19 protein-coding genes and 1 riboswitch are annotated in these 20865 nt (G+C 68.4%); of the genes, 9 read left to right on the top strand and 10 right to left on the bottom strand.

The annotated features are described in order from the left end of the window. Position 1: 1 nt before the first annotated feature. The gene (gene cobW / locus IEX50_RS00210; RefSeq protein WP_157177464.1) at positions 2-1051 is read right to left on the bottom strand and encodes a cobalamin biosynthesis protein CobW; all 1050 of its coding nucleotides are present in this window, start codon (positions 1049-1051) and stop codon (positions 2-4) included. A 175-nt stretch (positions 1052-1226) separates the two neighbouring features. After that, positions 1227-1454: riboswitch (cobalamin riboswitch) on the bottom strand. A gap of 270 nt (positions 1455-1724) precedes the next feature. Between cobW and IEX50_RS00215 the strand changes: the two genes are divergently transcribed. The 3 genes from IEX50_RS00215 to IEX50_RS00225 are packed head-to-tail and all read left to right on the top strand — an operon-like array spanning position 1725 to position 7638. Next, positions 1725-5024, top strand: a complete 3300-nt coding sequence (locus IEX50_RS00215) for a TonB-dependent receptor domain-containing protein (protein ID WP_157177465.1) — start codon at positions 1725-1727, stop codon at positions 5022-5024. A gap of 11 nt (positions 5025-5035) precedes the next feature. Beyond that, positions 5036-7195: a S9 family peptidase gene (locus IEX50_RS00220; protein WP_229673537.1), complete on the top strand. Its 2160-nt coding sequence runs from the start codon at positions 5036-5038 to the stop codon at positions 7193-7195. A 47-nt stretch (positions 7196-7242) separates the two neighbouring features. Next, the gene (locus IEX50_RS00225; protein ID WP_157177466.1) at positions 7243-7638 is read left to right on the top strand and encodes a DUF4174 domain-containing protein; all 396 of its coding nucleotides are present in this window, start codon (positions 7243-7245) and stop codon (positions 7636-7638) included. A gap of 29 nt (positions 7639-7667) precedes the next feature. On the opposite strand, the gene IEX50_RS00230 is transcribed toward IEX50_RS00225, so the two are convergent. From IEX50_RS00230 to IEX50_RS00245, 4 genes are all read right to left on the bottom strand, one after another. After that, the gene (locus IEX50_RS00230; RefSeq protein ID WP_157177467.1) at positions 7668-8981 is read right to left on the bottom strand and encodes a metal-dependent hydrolase family protein; all 1314 of its coding nucleotides are present in this window, start codon (positions 8979-8981) and stop codon (positions 7668-7670) included. A gap of 96 nt (positions 8982-9077) precedes the next feature. Continuing rightward, positions 9078-9227 carry a hypothetical protein gene (locus IEX50_RS00235; RefSeq protein ID WP_157177468.1) on the bottom strand — a complete coding sequence of 50 codons (150 nt, stop codon included), beginning with the start codon at positions 9225-9227 and terminating at the stop codon, positions 9078-9080. A gap of 119 nt (positions 9228-9346) precedes the next feature. Next, complete coding sequence (locus IEX50_RS00240; RefSeq protein ID WP_157177469.1) at positions 9347-9661, bottom strand: hypothetical protein; 315 nt, start codon at positions 9659-9661, stop codon at positions 9347-9349. A 93-nt stretch (positions 9662-9754) separates the two neighbouring features. Further along, the gene (locus tag IEX50_RS00245) at positions 9755-10189 is read right to left on the bottom strand and encodes a hypothetical protein (protein WP_157177470.1); all 435 of its coding nucleotides are present in this window, start codon (positions 10187-10189) and stop codon (positions 9755-9757) included. Positions 10190-10377: 188 nt separating this feature from the next. Here IEX50_RS00245 and creD point away from each other — a divergent pair, with 188 nt between their 5' ends. From creD to IEX50_RS00260, 3 genes are read left to right on the top strand one after another with little or no spacing between them, the layout of a single operon-like run. Beyond that, positions 10378-11745 (top strand): cell envelope integrity protein CreD, encoded by a 1368-nt coding sequence (creD, locus tag IEX50_RS00250; protein WP_157177471.1) that lies wholly within the window; start codon positions 10378-10380, stop codon positions 11743-11745. After that, positions 11738-11911, top strand: coding sequence for a hypothetical protein (locus IEX50_RS00255; protein ID WP_157177472.1), 174 nt, complete (start codon positions 11738-11740; stop codon positions 11909-11911). Before creD ends, IEX50_RS00255 begins: the two co-directional genes overlap by 8 nt. Positions 11912-11916: 5 nt before the next feature. After that, on the top strand, positions 11917-12195 hold the full coding sequence (locus IEX50_RS00260) for a hypothetical protein (RefSeq protein WP_157177473.1): 279 nt from the start codon (positions 11917-11919) through the stop codon (positions 12193-12195). 19 nt (positions 12196-12214) lie between these two features. On the opposite strand, the gene IEX50_RS00265 is transcribed toward IEX50_RS00260, so the two are convergent. Next, the gene (locus IEX50_RS00265) at positions 12215-13156 is read right to left on the bottom strand and encodes an aspartyl protease family protein (protein WP_184075096.1); all 942 of its coding nucleotides are present in this window, start codon (positions 13154-13156) and stop codon (positions 12215-12217) included. Positions 13157-13329: 173 nt separating this feature from the next. Between IEX50_RS00265 and IEX50_RS00270 the strand changes: the two genes are divergently transcribed. Further along, entirely contained in the window at positions 13330-14199 is an 870-nt protein-coding gene (locus IEX50_RS00270) for an ABC transporter substrate-binding protein (protein WP_157177475.1), read from the top strand. Between the two features lie 19 nt (positions 14200-14218). Here the strand turns inward: IEX50_RS00270 and IEX50_RS00275 are convergent, their stop codons facing one another. From IEX50_RS00275 to IEX50_RS00290, 4 genes are all read right to left on the bottom strand, one after another. Beyond that, on the bottom strand, positions 14219-14989 hold the full coding sequence (locus IEX50_RS00275; RefSeq protein WP_157177476.1) for a class I SAM-dependent methyltransferase: 771 nt from the start codon (positions 14987-14989) through the stop codon (positions 14219-14221). A 76-nt stretch (positions 14990-15065) separates the two neighbouring features. Next, positions 15066-16688, bottom strand: a complete 1623-nt coding sequence (gene treF, locus IEX50_RS00280) for an alpha,alpha-trehalase TreF (RefSeq protein WP_157177477.1) — start codon at positions 16686-16688, stop codon at positions 15066-15068. Beyond that, a complete protein-coding gene (locus IEX50_RS00285; RefSeq protein ID WP_157177478.1) occupies positions 16685-17980 on the bottom strand; it encodes an MFS transporter in 1296 nt (431 codons plus the stop codon). Before IEX50_RS00285 ends, treF begins: the two co-directional genes overlap by 4 nt. Positions 17981-18250: 270 nt before the next feature. Next, the gene (locus IEX50_RS00290; RefSeq protein ID WP_157177479.1) at positions 18251-18556 is read right to left on the bottom strand and encodes a BA14K family protein; all 306 of its coding nucleotides are present in this window, start codon (positions 18554-18556) and stop codon (positions 18251-18253) included. Positions 18557-18756: 200 nt separating this feature from the next. Between IEX50_RS00290 and IEX50_RS00295 the strand changes: the two genes are divergently transcribed. Next, positions 18757-19485, top strand: a complete 729-nt coding sequence (locus IEX50_RS00295) for a response regulator (protein WP_157177658.1) — start codon at positions 18757-18759, stop codon at positions 19483-19485. Next, complete coding sequence (locus tag IEX50_RS00300; protein WP_157177480.1) at positions 19485-20810, top strand: ATP-binding protein; 1326 nt, start codon at positions 19485-19487, stop codon at positions 20808-20810. The genes IEX50_RS00295 and IEX50_RS00300 overlap by 1 nt, the downstream gene beginning before the upstream one ends. Positions 20811-20865 lie beyond the last annotated feature (55 nt).

The following is a 20865-nucleotide window of genomic DNA, read 5'->3' on the forward strand; positions in this document are numbered from 1 at the left end:
GTCAGCCGGCCAGTGCCGCTCCGATGACGGCGGGGTCGATGCGGTCATGTTCGGCTATGACGACGAGCCGGGTCACACGCGCCTCGTCGGGGCGCCAGGGGCGGTCGTACTGGACGCGGACGCGGGCGCCGACCGCCTGGACGAGCAGCCGCATCGGCTTGCCGCGGACGGCGGCATAACCCTTCACGCGCAGCACGTCGGCGCTGCGGGCGAGGCCCTCGATCCGGGTGACGAGCGTGGCGGGATCGTCGATCTCGCAGCTTTCGTGGACGAGGCTGTCGAAATCGTCATGTTCATGCTCCTCCTCGCCATCGTGATGCGAGGGGCGGGCGGCGATGTCGTCTTCGGCCGCGGCGTCGAGGCCGAGGATGACCGAAGCGTCGATGATGCCGTCGACCAGTTCCACGACCGGCACGGGGCGCGGCGCGGTGGCGGCGATCGTCGCGCGGGCGGCGGCGAGGCCTTCCGCGCCGGCAAGGTCACCCTTGGTCAGCAGGACGAGATCGGCGCAGGCGAGCTGGTCTTCGAACACTTCGGCCAGCGGGGTTTCATGATCGATGCCGGGATCGGCGGCGCGCTGCGCGTCGAGTGCGGCGACATCGGTGGCGAAGCGGCCGGCGGCGACCGCCTCCGCATCGGCCAGCGCGATGACGCCGTCGACCGTGATGCGTGAGCGGATCGCGGGCCAGTCGAACGCCTTCAGCAGCGGCTTGGGGAGGGCGAGGCCGGAGGTTTCGATGACGATGTGGTCGGGGCGTGGATCAAGCGCGAGGAGATGTTCGACGGTGGGGATGAAGTCGTCCGCGACGGTGCAGCAGATGCAGCCGTTTGCCAGTTCAACGACGTTTTCCGCGGGGCAGTCGGGGATCGCGCAGCCCTTCAGGATGTCGCCGTCGATGCCGAGCGTGCCGAATTCGTTGACGACGATCGCGAGGCGACGGCCGCCCGCGTTGCGGATCAGGTGGCTGATGAGCGTCGTCTTGCCGGCGCCGAGGAAGCCGGTGACGATCGTGACGGGAACCTTGCCCAAAGCGGGAGGGAGAGCGGCCATGATGTTCCTTCGCCCAAGCGCGCGACAACCGGGCGGTCGGGGCCGTGATACGGCCGGCGCGCGACATCGGACGGCGCTTGGTGAACGCCCGTGTCCCGCACCGATGCGGCCCCGGCCGCATGGACTTCGTCGCTCAGACGGAACACCGTGCCGCGGCCATCCCCTGGACCAAGGCAAGAGCGACCACACGCCGGCAGGTCTCCTGGCTCACGGGTCGTCGCTTGGGTCACGGCCTTCCCGGATCGGACGGATGCCCGGTCCAGTGACCGACCGCCGGTGGACCGGCAGGTCATGTGTCCTTCGCTCGCCGCTTACAGTTGCAGGGACAGCCGCGGATTTGGGGCCGAGACCCCGCACCGCATTCCCTTTCAAGCCCTTTCGGGCACCGGTGCGATCGATGGAGCCGATAAACGGCTCCACCCGCGGACTTAGCCGACCGGCGGGGCGATGCCAATATGATTGCGGTTAAGCACAAGGGCGCTGCCCGAGCCGGTCCGAATGCGCGGGATTGGTGTCCGCCGGAAATCGGCCGCTGCCCCGCAGCATGAGACCGCCGTGGTTGGAACCGAACGTGATGCCGTAGTGCAACAATTTGAATGTTTCATGACACCCGATTGACGTGACCGATAATTGCGGGAAGTTTGTGTGCAGTGCACCATTCGGGGGATTGGCAATGTTCGACGTTACACAGCGACAGCTCAGAAACGCGACCGCACCGTTCGCGCTGGCGATCGGGCTCTGCTGGGCGTCGTCCGGCATCGCGCAGACCGCGGCCGACCCGGCGCTGGCGGAGGCGACATCGGGGGAGGAGGTCGTCGTGACCGGATCGCGGCTGGCGTCGAACCCGAATTCGGTTTCCGCATCGCCGGTCGTCAGCATCAGCGCGGACGAACTGCGCAAGACCGGGCAGAACGACATTGCCGAAACCCTGCGCGAGATCCCTGCGCTGATTTCGTCGCAGACCGTTGCGGACTCGATCGATCGCGGCAGCGGCAGCGGCAGCAGCAGCGGCGGCGTCGGTCAGGCGACGCTCGACCTGCGCGGGCTGGGCGCGAACCGGACGCTGGTGCTGGTGAACGGCCGGCGTCACGTCTCGGGCGTCACCGGCACGCAGGCGGTGGATATCGCAACGATCCCGAGCCAGTTGATCGACAGCGTCGAGGTGCTGACCGGCGGCGCATCCGCGGTGTACGGCGCGGACGCGGTGACCGGCGTCGTGAACTTCAAGCTGAAGGACGATTATGACGGCATGTCGCTGCGGTCGCAGATGGGCGTGTCCGACAAGGGCGACGGGCGGACGTTCGTGGTCGAGGGACTGGTCGGCCGGAACTTCGCCGAGGGGCGCGGCAACATCACGTTTTCGGGGTCCTATGCCAATGATCAGGAAATCCAATATGGCGACCGTTCGGCGACGCGGGACAACGGCAAGGCGAATGCCGGGCTGAGCTACGGTAACCCGGCGCTGCGCTTCCAGTCGGGCGACATCAGTGCCGCGACGCCGAATTTCCAGCGTTTCTACAGCCTGGCCAACGGATCCTATCCGACCGGATCGTCGATCCCGGACGCGGCGGATTTCGCGGCGGACTATGCCGCGGCGTTCGGGGCCGCGCCGACGCTGACCGCCGCGGAACAGGCGCTGATCGGGCGGACGGACGGCGCGCCGACGCTGGCGATCGGGCGTTATCCGACGTTCGCGATCAGTTCGAACGCAGGGCTGATCTTCCGCAACGATTTCGCGCCGTTCAACGCGGACGTGGACGGCAACGGCGTCGCGGATTGCAGCCAGTCCTATATCGGCACCGCGTTCGGCGGCTGTTACGTGTCGACCGAGGGCGGCGGCGTGCGGCCGTTCCAGGACGGCGTCATTTCGACATCGACCAACCAATATGGCGGCGACGGGGCCGTCGAGACCGCGAACGCTGCATCGTTGATCCCACGGTCGCGGCGCTACAATGCGAACCTGCTCGGCAAGTTCGAGATTGCGCCCGCCGCCATCCTGTTCGGCGAGGCGAAATATGCGCGGACCGAGACGTTCTCGCAGAACCCGTACAACACATTCTACGACACGCTGACGATCGCGCCCGACAACCCGTATATTCCGGACGCGTTGCGGGCCGACGCGGACGAGGCGGGCGGGTTGCTGGTGTCGCGCGACTTCCTCGATCTGGGGCCGGCGTCGCAGCGCAACAATCGCGATACCTACCGCGTCGTGGGCGGCGTGCGCGGTGCGTTGACCCCGCATCTGAGCTACGAGGTCAGCGGCAATTACGGCCGGACGGACCAGAAGCAGATCAATTCGAACAGCGTGCTGACCGACCGGTTGTTCGCGGCGCTGGATGTCGTGACCGGGCCGAACGGCACGCCGATCTGCCGGTCCGACATCAGCGCGGTGGCTCCACCGACCAGCCCGTTCCCGGCGGCCGACCCGGGCTTTTACTCGTTCACGCCGGGCGACGGCACCTGCAAGCCGGCAAACATCCTGAACGGCGTCAATTCGCTGAGCGCGGACGCGGTGAACTTCATCACGCAGCGGACCGTCAACCGGTCGCGGCTGGAACAGATCGTCGCCAGTGCGCAGCTGACTGCGGACACCGGCGCGTTCCTGACCTTGCCGGGCGGGGAGCCGGTGCGCGTGTTCGCGGGCGGCGAGTATCGCCAGGAACGCAGCCGGTCGACGTTCGACCCGCTGGTGCTCGGCCTGTTGCCGAGCGGTTCGGCCGCGGGGGCGGAGGGGACGTTCGTCGGCGACGTGTCCGACAACCAGTCACTGACGTTCGACCCGACGTCGCGCACTTTGAACGCGGGCGGGAAGTTCGACGTGTATGAGGCGTTCGGCGAGGTCGCGATCCCGCTGCTCACCAAGGTCCGGTTCGCCGACGAGCTGCGGATCGGCGGGGCGGCGCGTTTCTCGCGCTATTCCACGGTGGGCAATACGTTCACCTGGAACGTCAACGGGATCTATGCGCCGATCCGCGACGTGAAGATCCGCGGCAGTTACGCCAAGGCGGTGCGCGCGCCGAACATCTTCGAACTGTTCTCGCCCGCGCAAGGGGCCGTGTTCCGGCCGGCCGACCCGTGCGAGCAGTCGACGCTCGACTCGCTCGTCGCGGCCGGTGTTTCGACGGCGCAGAACCGGATCGCCAACTGCCGTGCGGACGGTCTGCCGGCGGGGTATAGCGATCCGCTGACCGCGCGCTTCTCCGGCACGTCGGGCGGCAATCCGGACCTGCGCGAGGAAACCGCGACGACCTGGACCGCGGGCATGGTGGTGCAGCCGCGCTTCATCCCCGGCCTGACGCTGAGCGCCGATTACTACAACATCCGCATCGACAACGCGATCGCGGCGGTCTCCGCGCAGGACATCGTCAACAGCTGCTACGACAACAGCAGCCTGGACAACCAATATTGCGGGCTGTTCACGCGCAACCGCAACCCCGCGTCGCCAACCTATCTGGGGTTGAACTTCCTGGAACAGACGCAGCTGAATTTCGGGCGGATCGAAACCGCGGGCGTCGACATGTCGGCGGCATACAGCCACCGGTTCGGGAATACGCGGATCGGCCTGAACGTCACGGCGACCTGGGTGGACAAGATCGACCGGTTCTTCGATCCGAGCGATCCGTCGCTGGTGAACCCCGGGCTGGGCGAGCTGGGCGCGCCGGAATGGGCGGGTGTCGGATCGGCGACGATCGGGCATGGCGCGGTCTCGCTGAGCTACCGCCTGCAATATATCGGCGAGCAGTCGCTGGCGCCGGTGTCGATCGAAACGCGCGACCAGCAGTTCGGCGCCGCGGGCATCGCAAAGGAGAAATTCGTCCACGACGTGACCGCAACGGTTGATCTGGGCCGCGAACGGAGCGTTTATGTGGGGGTGAACAACCTGACCGACACGAAGCCGTATATCACCAACGCCGCCTATCCGGTGTCGGCGGCCGGGCGGTTCTTCTTCGTCGGCCTGAACACGCGTTTCTGATGGAGAGCAATGTGTACGAACGGACCCGGACGTTGACACGGTGGATGCTGTCGACCGGGGCGGCGCTTGTTCTGGCGGGTAGCGCATCCGCTCAGCCGGCGGCTACTGACGGTGCGGCACCGCCGCGGGTCGCCAAGCGGCCGTTCGAGGTGACGTCGCCGAACGGTGCGCGGCGCGACGATTATTACTGGCTGCGCGACGACACGCGGAAGAACCCGGAGATGCTCGCCTATCTCAAGGCGGAAAACGCTTATGCCGATGCGCAGCTCGCCAAACTGAAGCCGCTGGAAAAGACGCTGTACGACGAGACGGTCGCGCATGTGAAACAGGATGACGGGACCGTCCCCTATTTGAAGAACGGTTACTGGTACGCGTCGCGCTTTGCCGCCGGGGCGGACTATCCGGTGATCGAGCGGCGCAAGGGGACGGTGACCGTGCCGGCCGAGCGATTGTTCGATCAGCCGGTGATGGCCAAGGGGCACAGCTTCTTCTCGCTGAGCGGGTGGCAGGTCAGCCCGGACAACCGCCGCGTCGCGTGGGCTGAGGACGTCGTGGGGCGCCGGCAATATGGTTTGAAGGTCAAGGACATCGCGACCGGGCGCGAGACGGCCGATACGATCACGAATATCGAACCGAACCTGGTGTGGGCGGACGACAAGACGATCCTCTATATCGAAAAGGACCCGGTGACGCTGCGCGGATACCGGGTGAAAGCGCATGTGCTGGGTACGCCGGCAGCGCGTGACACGCTGGTGTACGAGGAGAAGGACGACACGTTCAACATGGGGATCGGCCGGACCACGGACGATCAGTTCGCGTGCATCACGCTGAACAGTACGGTCAGCAACGAGCAGCGTTGTGCGCCGATCGGTGGTGCGGCTCCGCTGTCGCCCGCCGCGTTCCGCCTGCTGGCCCCGCGAGCACGCGAGTTCAAATATACCGCCGACCATCTCGGCACACGGTGGATCGTCCGGACGAACCGGGATGCGAAGAATTTCAAGCTGGTCACCGTGGCCGACGCCGATCTGGCCAAGGGTGTGGCCGCGTGGCGCGACCTGACGCCAGCCAGCGACACGGTGTTCATCGAGGATTTCAAGCCGTTCGAGGGCTATGTCGCGATCGACCAGCGCGAGGGCGGAAACCGCATGATCCGGCTGCTCGACGATGCGGGCAAGTCGCAGGCGGTGACGGCGGACGAGCCGGCATACACGATGGAACTGGCGGTGAACGAGGAGCCCGCGACGCCGTGGGTGCGCTATACCTATGGTTCGCTCGTCACGCCGACCACGACCTACGAGGTCAATGCGAAGACCGGCGAGCGCCGCGTGCTGAAGGTCGCGCCGGTGCCGGGATATGATCCGGCGCGGTACGTGACGGAACGGGTGTGGGCGCCGGCGCGAGACGGGACGCGGGTCCCCGTGTCGCTGGTCTACAAGCGCGGCACCAAGCGCGACGGGACCGCGCCGCTGTTCCAATATGCCTATGGCAGCTACGGTTTCTCCACCGACCCGGCGGTCGATCCGGGGCGGATCGGGTTGCTCGACCGCGGCTTCGTCTATGCGATCGCGCATATCCGCGGGGGGCAGGAGATGGGGCGCGGCTGGTACGATGCCGGCCATCTGCTGAACAAGAAGAACAGCTTCACCGACTTCATCGACGTGACGCGCTATCTGGTCGCGCAGAAATATGCGGCGAAGGATCGGGTCGCGGCGATGGGCGGCAGTGCGGGCGGCCTGCTGATGGGTGGTGTCGCGAACATGGCGCCGGCCGACTATAAGCTGATCATCGCGCAGGTGCCGTTCGTGGACGTGGTGACCACGATGCTGGACGCGTCGATCCCGCTGACCACGTTCGAATATGACGAGTGGGGCAATCCGGCGCAGAAGCCCTATTACGACTATATGCTCAGCTATTCGCCGTACGACAATGTTCGCGCGAAGGCATATCCGGCGATGTATGTCGGGACCGGATTGTGGGACAGCCAGGTCCAATATTACGAACCGACCAAATGGGTCGCCAAGTTGCGCGAGATAAAGACGGATCGGAACCCGCTGCTCTTCCGCGTCAATATGGAGGCCGGGCACGGCGGCAAGACGGGCCGGTTCGAACGGTTCCGCCAAAACGCCGAATGGCAGGCGTTCATGCTGCAACAGCTTGGTGTGGCGAAGTAGCCGGCACGGCGCGGATACGATCCGGGAGGCAACGCGTTTCATCCGGCATGAATCCGTTCGTCCTGCTTGCCGCGCTGCCCCTGATGGCGATGGCGCCGATGACCATCGCCGCGATGCAGTGGGAGCGGCGCGTGTTGCTGGTCAGTGCGTCGGCGGCGGATGATGCGATGCTGGCCGAGCAGCGCCGCGTCGTTGCGCGCTGGAAAGCGGAGGGCGAGGCGCGTGATCTGAGCGTCGTCGAGGTGGTCGGCGAACGGGTCGTGGGCGCGGCGGATCGGGCGGCTTCGCTGCGGCGTCGCTACGGGCTGCCCGCGAGCGGGTTCGGCGCGGTCCTGATCGGCAAGGATGGTGGCGTGAAGCTGCGGAGTTCGCGTCCGCTGTCCTCGGCGGTGCTGGCGGAGGCGATCGACGCGATGCCGATGCGGCGGTCCGGCGGACGCTAGTGCTGGGGCGTCCGCCGGCATTTTAGGCGTCAGGTGCCAGGCATGGCGCGCTTTGTGACCGTACCGCGATGCATGACGAAATCGACATGCTCGAGCCGGGTGACGTCCTGCAACGGGGAGCCGGTGACGGCGATGATGTCGGCGGTCTTGCCCGGGACGAGCGTGCCGATGTCGTCGCGGCCGAGCAGGTCTGCGGCGCCGACGGTCGCGGCGGCGATCGCCTGCGCCGGGGTGAGGCCGTTGCGGACGAGGAGCGCGAACTCGGTCGCGTTGTCGCCGTGCTTCGACACGCCGGTGTCGGTGCCGAACGCGACCTTCACCCCGGCGGCATAGGCGCGGCGGTGGCTGTCGGCCATGGCGGCGGCGGCGGCCTCCGCCTTCACGATGGTGGCGGGGGGCAGTGCGCCGCCGCGGGCCTGGGCGAGTGCCGCGACGGGCGCGATCTCGGTCGGGACGAGCCAGGCACCCTTGGTCTTGAACAGCCGGATCGTGTCCGCATCGAGGAAGGTGCCGTGTTCGATAGAGTCGACGCCGGCCTCCAGCGCGGCGCGCGTGCCCTCGGTCGCATGGCTGTGTGCTGCGACCTTGCGGCCGAGCGTGTGGGCGGTGTCGATGATGGCGCGCATCTCCTCCGGCGTCATGGCGCGGCCGAGCCCGCCGCTGACGTTCGACAGCACGCCGCCGGTCGCGGCGAACTTGATAACGCGCGCGCCGAGTGCGACCTGTGCGCGCACCGCGCGGCGGCAATCGTCGGGGCCGTCGCAGAGGTTGACCTCTTTGCTATGGATCATGTCGGCGAACTCCTCGGGCAGGCCGTTGCCGCCGTCGCCGTGACCGCCGGTGACGGAGATCATTTCGCCCGCATTGGTGATGGTCGGCCCCTCGACCGTGCCGGCGTCGATCGCGTCGCGGAGCGCGCGGATACCGCGCGGGTCGCCACCGAGATCGCGGACCGAGGTGAAGCCCGCGTCGAGCGTCGTCTTCGCATTGGCGACGGCGGTCATCTCGTCATCGAACCGGTCGCGGTTGAGCGCCTCCAGCCGGGCGCGCAGCGGATCGCCGCCGATGCCCCAGAGGTGGACGTGCATGTCGACCATGCCGGGCATGACGAAGGCGTTGCGCAGGTCGACCAGCCTCGCGCCCTGTTCCGGTGCGACGAAGCCTGCGCGCAGTTCCGCCACCTTGCCGTCGCGCACGATGATCGTGGTGTTGCCGCGCGGCGCCTGGCCGGGGCGGTCGAGCAAGGTGCCGGCGTGGATGTAGGTGGTGGCAGCGGGCTTGGGCTGCGCGAGCGCCGGTGCTGCGACGGTCGCGGCGAGCGCGATGAGAAGTGCCTTGATCATGGATGGTCCCCTTTGCAGGCATGCTTGCCCAAGCGCGGCGTGGCCGCAAGGCGTGGCGACACGATTGTCGGTTGGCTAGGCCAAGGGGTGTCGAACTCAGATCGTGGAGGCGCCGACCCGCGGGACGGCAGACGCGTCGGGCCGGACCATGGCGACCCGGGCGAGCGAGGCGCGGAGTGCCGGGGCGTCGTCCTCTCGGGTCAGTCTGATCCCGCCGAGGCCGGCCGTGATCCGCAGGACCGTCATGGTCCCGGCGTCCGCGTCGATCGACAGGACCGCGGTGCGCTTGCCCTGAGCGATGGCGACGCAATCGTGATGGCCGGGGGCGACGGGCAGGACGGCGAAGCGCGGGCTCTTGAGTTACGTCAGGACCCTGCCGTCGACCTCACCACGCCGGCCAGCATGCCGACCTTGCTTTCGCGCACCACGAGCAAACGGGCGGTGCCGGGGGCGAGCGCCTGTTCGGCGAGCGCCGCGCGGCGGGTGGCGTCGTCGGCCAGCACCACCTTGCGATTGTTGCTGAACAGCAGATAGCCGAACCCGGCCGACATGCCGAAGATCGTGCCGATGAACGCCGGGCTGGTCGTGCTCGGGGCGCCGCCGGTGATGGCGGTCAGCAGGAACGACGTGGCGCCGGACACCAGCACGACGATCAGGACGAACTTGACGGTGCGGTTCATGGGCGGCCTCCTTGAGAGTGCGTGCCGGTGCCGCGCCGGCGCTGTCATGGACGTGAACGGCGGCACCACGCACCGCCGTCCACGCGAGGGCGATCAGAGGTTCGACTGGAGCCATTCGATGACGGTGCGCGGCGAGTGGCCGGCATAGGGCACGGTGTAGTGGAACGTGCCGTTCGTCAGCGTTTCGGACTCTTCGGCGCCGTTCGACACGACGACGCTCTTGATCTTGGACTGGACGGCCTGCTTGCCGTCGTCGCTCTGGCAGACACGCTTCAGCGCGTCGGTGGCGTTGGCCATATAGGCCCAGGGGTTCTGATTGTTGTCGTCGGCGAGTAGCTGCGAATAGGAAGAGTAATCGACCGAGAAACGGATGCTGGTGCCACAGGCCGCATTCGTCTGCGCCGCCAGTTCGGCGACCTTCGTCCGGTCGTTGGCGAATGCTTCCTTCAGCTTCAGGCTCTGCGCCAGGACCGGCGTCGTGCCGGCCAGCGCCAGTGCCGCGAGCGTCGTGATCATAAAGGTCCGCATACTATCCCCTTCCGATTGTTCGACAGTATTGCCTGTCGTATCGGTCAACCCGGTGACGATCCGGCCGTTCCGGCAGAGTAAGTCGTTTTCGGATGGTAATGTTTGACGGATGGCGGAGCCGAACCAATAAGGCCTTACGCGACGACGGCCGACCGGGTCGGACCACCGCGACCGCTTGGGGGTGACGGATGATTGGGACGACCGCAGCGCAACCGAGGCCCCGAACGCCGGCGCGCAAGCTGACAATGACGATCCTGATGGGTCTTTTGCTGGCGGTGCCGTTGTTCGCGACATATCTGCTCGTCTACGATCGTGAGGGGCAGTCGCAGACCGCGCGCATGTCGATCGTCGAAGGGTGGGGCGGACCGCAGACGATTGCGGGGCCGTATCTGGTCATCCCGTTCAGCCGGGCGGTGGTGCGCGAGACGACCGACAACGGCCGCACCGTGCGGCGGACCGAGCGGCAGGAGGAGCTGCTGTTCGTGGCGCCGACGCGCGTGGCGTTCCGGTCGCGGATCGCGGCGGAACGGCGGCGGCGTTCGATATACGAGGCGGTGGTGTACCGCACGCATGTGTCGATCGGCGGGGCGTTCCGCCTGCCGGACTTCGCCGCGCTGAACATCCCGGCCGACAGCGTGCGGATGGCCGAGGCGGAGATCCGCGTCGGGATCAGCAACGCCAAGGGGCTGGCCGGATCGCGCCCGGCGATCCGCGCGAACGGGCGGCCGCTGCCGCTGATCCCCGGATCGAGCCTGAACGTGACGGCGAATAGCGGGTTTACCGCGCGCGGGCCGCTGGCCGGCGGGGTGGGTGCGGATGGCGCGCTGGCGTTCGATGTCGCGTTCGACCTGCGCGGCAGCGATGCGCTGTCGTTCCTGCCGTCGGCCGAACAGACGACGATCGAGGCGCAGTCGGACTGGCCGCACCCGTCGTTCAGCGGGGCGTTCCTGCCCAACCGGGCGGCGGGCGCGGGGGCGTTCCCAGCAACCTGGCAGATCGGCAATCTGGCGCTGAACCGTCCGGTCGTGACGATCGGCGAGCAGGCGATGGGGACGGCGGATGCGGTGACGATCGGGCTGCTCGACCCGATCAACCTTTATTCGCAGGTCAACCGCGCGACGAAATACGGGTTCATGTTCATCGGGTTTACGTTCCTCGCGTTGCTGATGTTCGACATCATCGGCGGGGCGCCGGTGCCGGGGGTGGCGTATCTGCTGATTGGTGCGGGATTGGTGCTGTTCTTCGTCCTGTTGCTGGCGCTGTCGGAAGTGATCGGGTTCCTGGGCGCATATGTGGTCGCGGCGGCGGCGATCGTCGCGCTGATCGGCAGTTATTCCGCCGCGATCCTGCACAGCTGGCGGCGCGCCGGGGTGGTCGCGGCGCTGCTCGGCGGGTTGTATGCGGTGCTGTACGTGCTGCTGAGCCTGGAGGCGTATTCGCTGCTGATCGGATCGGTGCTGCTGTTCGGTGCGCTGGCCGGCGTGATGTATGCCACGCGGCGTGTCGACTGGAGCGGGGTGGCGCTGGTCCGCGGCGAGGGTGGGGCGGTTGCTTAGTGGCGGCGTCGGGCGCGGGCTGGCCGGACTGCTGCTGGCGGCGTCGGCTTGTGGCGCGTTGCTGGCGGGGTGTGATGGTTCGCCCTCGCCCTCGCCGGCGGTGGCGGTCAGCCCCGTGCCGCCGCAACGGTTGTCGCTGGGGGCGCTGGTGGTGCGTGGCGGGTGACCACGGTGCGTGCCGACACCGCCGGCGTCCATGCGCTGGACCAGAATGACCCGGCGGACATGGGTGCGGTGCTCGATATCGGTGCGGACCGGCTGGCGTGGCGACCGCGCAAGGCGGGGTTCTTCAGCGATGTCTGTACCGGACCGCGGCTGGAGGCGGACGCGGCGGTGACCTGTCGCGAGGGCGCGTTCGGGCCGCCCGATCTGCGGCTGGCGGTGGTGGGTGAGCGGATCGAGTTCGGCTGGTACGATGGTGCGCGGCTGGTGCTGGAGCGGGTGCGCTGATGCGGCGCAGGCGCCGTCCCTAGCGTGACAGCTTGAGCACGATGGTGCGGTTCGCGAAGTCGATGTCGACGGCGCGGAACAGGCGGAGCGTTTCCATGCCGAGCAATAGCGCGGGGCGGTCCGAGAGGCCGAAGCGGCGGAACGGCGCGACCTCCGCCACCGCGACGGAGACGCCGAGCAGGCTGACGCCGCCGATCTCGACCCGGTCGAGCAGATAGGCGTTGGCCGGGATCGCGACGCCGCTGGCCGCGATCAGCGTCATGGTGCCAAGCGACGGCGGTGGCTTGCGTGCGATCCGGAGCAACGCGAGGTTCGCGACCGTGACGGGCGAGCCGGTGTCGATGACCACCGCGATCCGGCGGCCGCGCCAGCGGGCGTCGGTGACGATTAGCTGTCCGTAGAGCGATTTCGCGACGATCACGATCTCGTCGCGACGCGCCGACGGGCGGCGGCGTTTGCCGGACGGGGCCAGCGTCATGGTGTCGGAGACGAAATCGATCGCGACTTTCTGCCCCTGCAGCGCGTCGATGCCAAGCATGCCGATCGCACCCAGATTGGCGCGCGCGAAGACCGGTGCCTCGATCGGCAGGCTGTCGAGCTTGCCGACGCGCAGGCCGGGGAGCAAAGCGGTCGGTGCCAGCGTCGTGCCGGCCATCGTGAGGACGCGGCGCACCGGACCGGGCGTCAGGCGGAGCCGGCGGACGAGTTCGCCCGACACCACCGTGCGTTCCGCGCCGGTATCGATGATGAACGGCCACGGCGCGCCGCCGCCGATCGAAACCGGGACGGTCATGCGCAGGTCGAGCGCGGTGATCGCCAGCGGATCGACGGAGGCGGGTGCCGCTGGATCGAGTGCGGCGGGATCGGGCGCAGCCGGGGGCAGGGCGGATGCCGCGGTCGGGCGATCCGTCGTCTGTAGCGCCTGGGCGGGCGCGGCGAACAGCGCGGCGCCGATCAGCATCCTCTTCCACATTATCCGGTGAAGATGCGCCCGCGTGGGCCGGTCCGCAAGCCGGGCGGCGGACGGTTCGGGGGACTGGGTGACGGCGGGACGTCATCCTTTCGGCGCGCTTGGGTCGCAGCCCTTCGGGGGGGCGCGTTGACTATGGTTCGGCAACTCGCCACCGATGCGTTATGAAACTTCGCGTCGCCCTCGAATGGTATCTCAACCCCGATCATCTGCCGCTGATCGCAGCGCGGGATCTCCTGCGTGGCGACGGGCTGGACGTCGAACTGGTGGTGCCGGACGATCATTATGACGGCTTCGTCGCGCTGGCGGACGGCGCGGTCGAGCTGGTGGTGAACGAACCGCTCCATTTGGTCGAGCAGCGCGACCTGCGGCTGGTGTCGCATGGCTGCTTCTTCGCGACCGACGGCGGCGTGCTGATGCAGCGCGACGCGCTCGATCGGCTTGCGGCGGGGGAGGGCGTGCGGATCGCGTCGCCGGTGTCGAACCCGACGACCGACCAGCTGTGCCGCGATATCTTGGCAGGCTGGCTGACGCAGCGCGGGCTGGCCGTGGACGGCGGGCGGATCGTGATCGAGCCGGCGGGTTTCGCGCATGTCGACAATCTGGTCGCGGGCTATGACGGCGCGTGGCTCGCCTTTGCCAATGTGGAGGGGGTTTCGGCGCGTGTCCGCGGGCTCGATACCGAGCTGGTCACCACGGCGGAGGCGGGTATTCCGAACTTTTCCGCACTGGAGCTGATCGGGGCGGCGGATGCGTCGGCGGAGGTGCGGGAGGCGATCGCCATGCTGGTCGCGGCGCTCGACGTCGTCACGCCGGAGCTGCGCGGCAATCCGGCGACGGCGCGCGCAATCTGGTACGGCGCGAGCGGGGAGAAACCGGGGGCGGAGGGCGATGCGATTGTCGATGCGTCGCTGCCGCGGTTCCTGGCGCCGGTGCGGCCGGACGCGACGCTGTGGCGGCCGATGTGGCGGTACCTGCATGCGCGCGGCGGTGACGTGGTGGACGAGGCGACGTTCGAGGCGATGTTCGCCTGACCGCGAGCGTTTGCCCCGGTCAGTCGGGCATGTTCGGATGGCGCATGATCATCGCCGTGCCGAGCCGGTCGTTCAGTGGCCAGGCCACGATGCCGCGTTGCGCGAAGAACTCGTCCACTGCCTCGGCCGCCATCGGATAGCGTTTCGACCGATAGTCATGGACCAGGATGATGCCACCATCGACCATGCGGGGCCAGAACATCGCGAGTGCCGATCGGATCGGGTCGGCCAGATCCATGTCGATATGGACGAAGCGAAACCGCTTCTGTTCGAGACCGGCGAACGTGTCCGGGAAAAAGCCGACGCGGAATGCCAGCCCGGCGTCGTTGCCGTTCGAGATCCGCGCGCGGACGATATCCAGGCTGGTATCGCGGAACGCGGATTTTTCCAGCGGCTGGGCCAGCCGGTCGTCGCCGAGATCACGCTGGTCGAACCCTTCGAACGTGTCGAAACAGTAGAGCGTGCTGCCGGCGGCCATGCGCGGCCAGATGACCGAGGCGGTCATGCCGCGATAGGTGCCGAGTTCGGCATAATCGCCGGCCGGCAGCTTCGCGACCAGATCCAGCGCGATGTGAAAGTTGACGATGCGGTTGCCATCGCGGATCGCCTTGCCCGCCTCCGCCGAGCGGGCGGCGTTGTAGGCACGCGCGGCGGGAAGCGACGGGAGCAGCGGATGGCCGGGCGCAAGGTCCGTGTCGATCGTGCCGCGCGGGGACGCGAGGCTGATCGCGGACGACCGGGCGCGGCCCAGTCGCCGGCGGATCGCGCCAAGGGTCGAACGTCCGATCATCGTGTCGCCTCCGTCAGCCGGTCCGCCGGACGATAGCGCGCTGTCGCGGCTTTGCCCACCGCTACGCAGGGACGGGCTATTTCGGCTTCGTGGTGGCCCGAGCCGGGTTGGCGCAGGTGGTGGCTTCCGCGTCGGCCACCGCGGGGCGATCGAGCAGGGCGCGGGTGACGCCGTTGGTCCAGCCGAAACCGTCCTGCACGGGATATTCGCCGCCGCCGCCGGCCTTGCCGCTTTCGACGTCGTATTTCTCCACCATGCGGCCGGTGCAGGCATAGAAGCCCGACACGGTCGCGATCCAGCGGCGAGCGACGCGGTCGGCGAGTGCGGTCTTGCCGTAGCGGTCGAGGCCACCGACGGCGATCCAGACGAGCGGTGCCCAGCCATTGGGTTCGTCCCACTGTTGCCCGGTGCGGACGGTCGTGGTGCGCAGGCCGCCGGTGCCGAGCAGCCGGGTTTTGACGAGGTTCGCGGTGGCGGTCGCCTGATCCGGCGTCGCGAGGCCGCTGAATAGCGGGTAGAGCATGGCGGCGCTGACCGACGGGGTTGGGCGGCGCGTGCTGCGGTCCCAGTCGACGAAGCGGCGCTCGGCTGCTGACCAGAGATATTTCGCGATCGCAACCTTGCGGGCGGCGGCGCGGCTTGCGTAGTCGGCGGCGCAGGCGGTGTCGCCGGCCGCGGTGCAGCGCCGGGCGATCGCGGTTTCGAGCGTCCAGAGCAGGCTGTTGAGATCGACAGGTACGATGTCGAGCGTGTGTATGGTGGCGAGCGTGCGGCCATCGCGCAGCCACCGGGAACTATAGTCCCAGCCGCTTTCGGCACCGGCGCGCAGGTCGCGGTTGACCGGGCGGCCGGCGGCGGCGGTCGTGGCGACATCCTCCGCATAGGATTCGTCGCGGGGGGTGTCGCGCGCGTCCCAGTAGCGGTTGAGCAGGCTGCCGTCCGGCATCCGCACGACATGCTGGCAGGCGCCCGTCGCGTCGATGCAGGTCGTGCCGGCCATCCAATACGCATGTTCGGCCTTGAGTGCGGCCAGCCGGCGTGCATCGGTCGCGGGATCGCGGACGGTCGACAGGTCCATCATGAGCGCGAGGAACGGCGGCTGCGACCGGCTGAGATAATAGGTCCGCGTGCCGTTGGGGACGTGGCCGTAGCGCTCGACGAGCGAGACAAAATTGGCGAGCATCGATTCAATAAGCGCGGTTTCGCCGTCGGCTTTCAGGCCCAGCATCGTGAAGTAGCTGTCCCAGTAATACATCTCCTGATAGCGGCCGCCGGCGACGACATAGGCCTGTGGGAGCGGGATCAGCGAGCTGCCGGTCGGGACCGCCATGGGGGGCTTGGCGAGGACGGGCCAGAGCGCCTTAATATGGTCGCGCATGACCAGTTTGCGCTGGGCGGTTTCGGACGCGGTGCGGAAATGGCGCGCGACGAAGGCGACGAGCGCGGTGCGGCCTTGCGGGTTTTCGGCGCGGTAGGCGGTCAGGATCGCGGACGGCGGGTCGCGCGGGATCATGTCGGCGAAGGTCTTGCTGTCCGGGAAGACGCGGGCGAGTTCGACGGCGCGGTAGAGCGGGCCGTAGAGGTCCTCCGGCGTGGTGGCGGTGCGGGCGACCTTGGTGACTCGCGTGGCGGTCGTCTGGGCGGATACGCTTGTGGCCAGCGCGATCGGGATGAGGGCGAGGGCCGCGAGCGTCTTCATGTCGTACGCTTATAGGGCGGTCCGCTGTTCATCGCCAATATCGCTACGCAGCCGAGCAAGGGCAGGCCGATCGCGGCGAGCAGGAACGAAGTTGAGGGCGCGCAGCTCGTGCAGTGCCAGTCATGGCCGGCGATCGCGCTGGCGAACAGGAGGTTGCCGATGCCGGTGGCGCCCTTCACCACTGCGAGGAACAGGCCCATGGGGAGCGCCTCTGCCGTGCTGCCGGCCGCCATGCCGGTCCGGATGCTGGTGGCGAGCAGCGCCCAGATCGCGATGTTCATGCCGGCCTGCGCGATGCCGATCAGCGCGAGGGGGACGGGGCCGGCTTGTGGCAGTGTCACCAGCAGAAGCATGGCGACGATCATGAGCATGTTCGCGGCGGTCAGCGTCGACTGCGGCGGAAGTGCGCGGCCGAGCATAATCCAGGCGGGGAGCGAACTGGCCTGCGCGATGGTGATGACGAGCAGCGCCGAGCCGCCCCAGCCGGGGTCGCCATGGACCGCGAAGCCGAAGAACGGGAGCGCGCGCGCGAACATCGGGACCAGCGCGACCTGTACCGCGACCAGCGAGAGCAGGCGGCGGTAGGCGGGCGTGTGCCAGAGCGCGGACAGCATGGCGGCCGGGCCGATGCGGCGGGTGGCGGTCCGTGGCGCGGGGATGCCGCGGGTCGCCCATGCCGCGGCCATCAGCGTCGCGATGTAGAGTGCGCCGCCGGCCAGCGCGCAGCCGGCGAAAGCGGCGCGTTGATCACTCGGATCGGCGATCGACAGGATGTGGGCGGATGCCAGGCCCACGATGGCAGTGCCGGCCGCGCTGAAGATCATGCGCAGGCCTGACACGCTGGTGGCGTCGCGCGGGCTGGTCGCGACGCGGACGAGCAGCGTGTTGTGACCGATGTCGCAGAGCGAATAGCCGACCCGGCACAGGATGACCGCCGCGACGATCGCGGGCCCGTCCAGCCGCGCCGCGAAGATCAGCCAGAAGCCGATTCCGCCCAGCGGCGCGCCAAGCAGGATCAGCCGGGCGAGCGCGTCGGGCCGGCCATGGCGATCGGCAAAATAGGCGACGACGACGTCTGCGCCCGCTGCCGCGAACATCAAGATCGCGAGCAGGCCACCCGCGACGAGCGGATCGAGCCCGGCGAACCGGACGAGGTAGAACAGCAGAAAGCTTTCAAACGCGGACCAGACGACCGACTTGCCAAGATTGCCGCCGGAGTAAGCCAACCGGATGCCGAACGACGTCGTCGCAATGCCGGGCGGCACGCAGGCTTGCAGGGTGGAGGTCCGCATGCTGGACGGCGGTAGGCCGGATCCCTTTCAGTTATACGACACTGTGCGGAGATCGACTGGTTCGTTCACGGACGGAGCGGGTCGCGGCCAGGTGCAGCCGATCCGGGTCAGGATAGCCGCGAAGTCGGACGCGACGGGTGATGCGGTCGAAGATCGTGGTCGATGAACAGGATCAATAGCGGGACTGGATCGGTGCATTAGTCGAAGAAATCAGCGGTAGGTGACGACGGTCGCTGGACGGGATGACCGTCCGGCGACCGTGTCGTCCGCTTAGCCGCGGCAGCGCTGGCGGGGTTTGCCGCGGCCGGGTGCGAAGGTGTCGGTCCGCTTGTCGTAGGACGCGTAGCGCCGCATGCAGGACGTCTGGTGCGCGCTGTTCCCGCGCCCGGTGTTGCGCGCCTGGGTGGCCTTGCCGCCGCGCGAGGACTGGTTGCGATCGTTTCGCGACCCGGCGTTGTCGTTGCCGCGCGTCTGGGTCGTGCGGCCTTCGTCGCGGTCTGGCGCGCGCTGGGCGAGGCTGGGGGTGGCCAGCAGCATCATCGCTGCCGCGGCCAAGGTGGTGGTGATGGTTCGCATGGTTGCAAAGTCCTTGTTCGTTGTCACCGGGCCGCACGTGGCGGGGGCATGTGTCCGGGGGATGTCCGGCGTTGCAGGCTGCATGGACATGTCGGGCGTGGCAGACACATGGCGGCAACACCGGTGGCTATGATATCGGCATAACAGCGGCGCATGGCGCGGCGGCTTGACCGGTGGGGACGCGCGTGCGGACGGAAACGATGGTGGGCGCGGACAGCAGTGCGGGAGCCGATGCGCAGAGCGTCATCCTGATCGTCGACGACGATGCCGAGATTCGCACCTTGCTGGCCGAGCATCTCGCGTCGCGCGGATACCGGGCGCGGACCTGCAAGGATGCGGGCGAGATGGATGCGGCACTGGCGCGCGAAACGGTCGACCTGATCCTGCTGGACGTCATGATGCCGGGCGAGGATGGGCTGTCGGCATGTCGCCGGCTGGCGGATCGCGGCGGGCCGCCGGTCGTGCTGCTGAGCGCGCTTGGCCGCGAGCATGACCGGATCAAGGGGCTGGAGACCGGGGCGAGCCATTATCTGGCCAAGCCTTGCAGCGCGCGAGAGGTGCTGGCGACCGTGCGGGCCGCGTTGCGGTCGCGCGGCGGGGCGTCGGGGGCGGTCGGCGAGGCCTATGTCTTCGACGCGTGGCGGATCGACATCGCGGCGCATGAGCTGACCGATCCGGACGGCGTGCTGGTGCAGCTTACGGACGGCGAATTCGCTTTGCTGCGCGCGATGGTCGAGCGGCCGCGGCGGGTGCTGTCGCGCGACCAGCTGCTGCAATTCGCGCGCGGTCCGGACAGCGAGGCGTTCGACCGGGCGGTGGACGTGCAGGTCAGCCGGCTGCGCCGCAAGCTGCGCTGTCCGGGTGACGAGTTGATCCGCACCGTGAAGAACGAGGGGTATCTGTTCGTACCCCATGTCCGGCGGGGGTGATGGCGGAGCGTCGGATCACGACGCCGCTGTACCTGCGGATGTTCACGATCGTGCTGGCGTGCGTCGGGGCGGTGCAGCTGCTGAACATCGCGTTCGTCGTGCTGATCGGGCCGCCATTGCCTCGCATCTATACGGTGGAGCAGGTCGCCGAGGCGCTGCGGCGCGGCGGGGACCCGGCCGGCCAGATCGTCGTGACGCCGGCGGCCACGGCGCGCAACGAAGACAATGCCCGTACCGTGACGCTGCGCAAGGCGATCGCGCGGCAGCTGGCGGTGCCGGTCGAGCGGGTTCGGATCGCCGGCGTGCCGAGCCCGCGGCCGGACGGGCCGCTGTTCGGCCCGGGGCGGATGCGGCGGCCGGACGTGCGGCAGGAGATCCTGCTCGGCGGGTTCAGCGTCGCGGTGCGGCGCGGCGACGGCAGCTGGCTGTCCGCGCAACCGGTGCGGACCGGGTTCGAACGGTGGCGGATCGGGGCGCTGGCGCTAATCGTCGCATCGCTGCTGGCGGCGATCGGCTTTGCCTGGCTGCTGACGCGGTGGGTGGCGCGACCGATCACGCTGTTTGCGGAGGCGGCCGAGCGGCTGGGGCAGGACCCGCGCGGCGCGCCGGTGCCGCTGGAGGGACCGCCCGAGATCGCGCATGCGGCCAAGGCGTTCAACGAGATGCAGCGCCGGTTGAAAGGTTATGTCGAGGACCGGACGATCATGATCGGCGCGGTGGCGCACGACCTGCGCACGCCGCTGATGCGGCTGGCGTTGCAGATGGAGCGGTTGCCGGCGCAGTATCGCCCGGCCTGCGAGCGGGCGATCGCGGAGATGGACGCGATGATCTCCGCCGCGACGGATTATGTCCGCGACGTCAGCGAACCGAGCGCGCGGCGACGGCTGGACCTGCGATCGTTGGCCGAGGCGGTGGTGGACGATTTCGTCGATGGCGGCGGCGACGTGACGATCGTGTCGGGACCGAAGCTGGTCGTGGAAGGCGATCCCATCTCGTTGCGGGCGGTGCTGAACAACCTGATCGGCAATGCGCTGCGGTACGCGCAGGATGCCACGGTCGAGCTGGCCGAGGTCGAGGGCGCGACCGAGATCCGTGTGCGGGACCATGGACCGGGCATTCCGGCGGAGGACCTGGAACGGGTGTTCGAGCCGTTTTTCCGCGGCGAACGGTCGCGCAACCGCGAGACGGGGGGCGTGGGGCTGGGCCTGGCGAGCGTGCGTGGGATCGTGCGCGCGCATGGCGGGGAAGTGACGGTGCTGAACCATCCCGACGGCGGCGTGATCGCGACCGTCATGCTGCCCGCGCGGCGCGACCGTCCGGCGTAGGTCCGGCGCCGATTTACGCGGCGGGCGCGCAGGCCTCGCGTGCAATCTGGCAGAC

This window comes from Sphingomonas prati, assembly GCF_014643515.1.
In the GTDB taxonomy this organism is placed as follows: domain Bacteria; phylum Pseudomonadota; class Alphaproteobacteria; order Sphingomonadales; family Sphingomonadaceae; genus Sphingomonas_R; species Sphingomonas_R prati.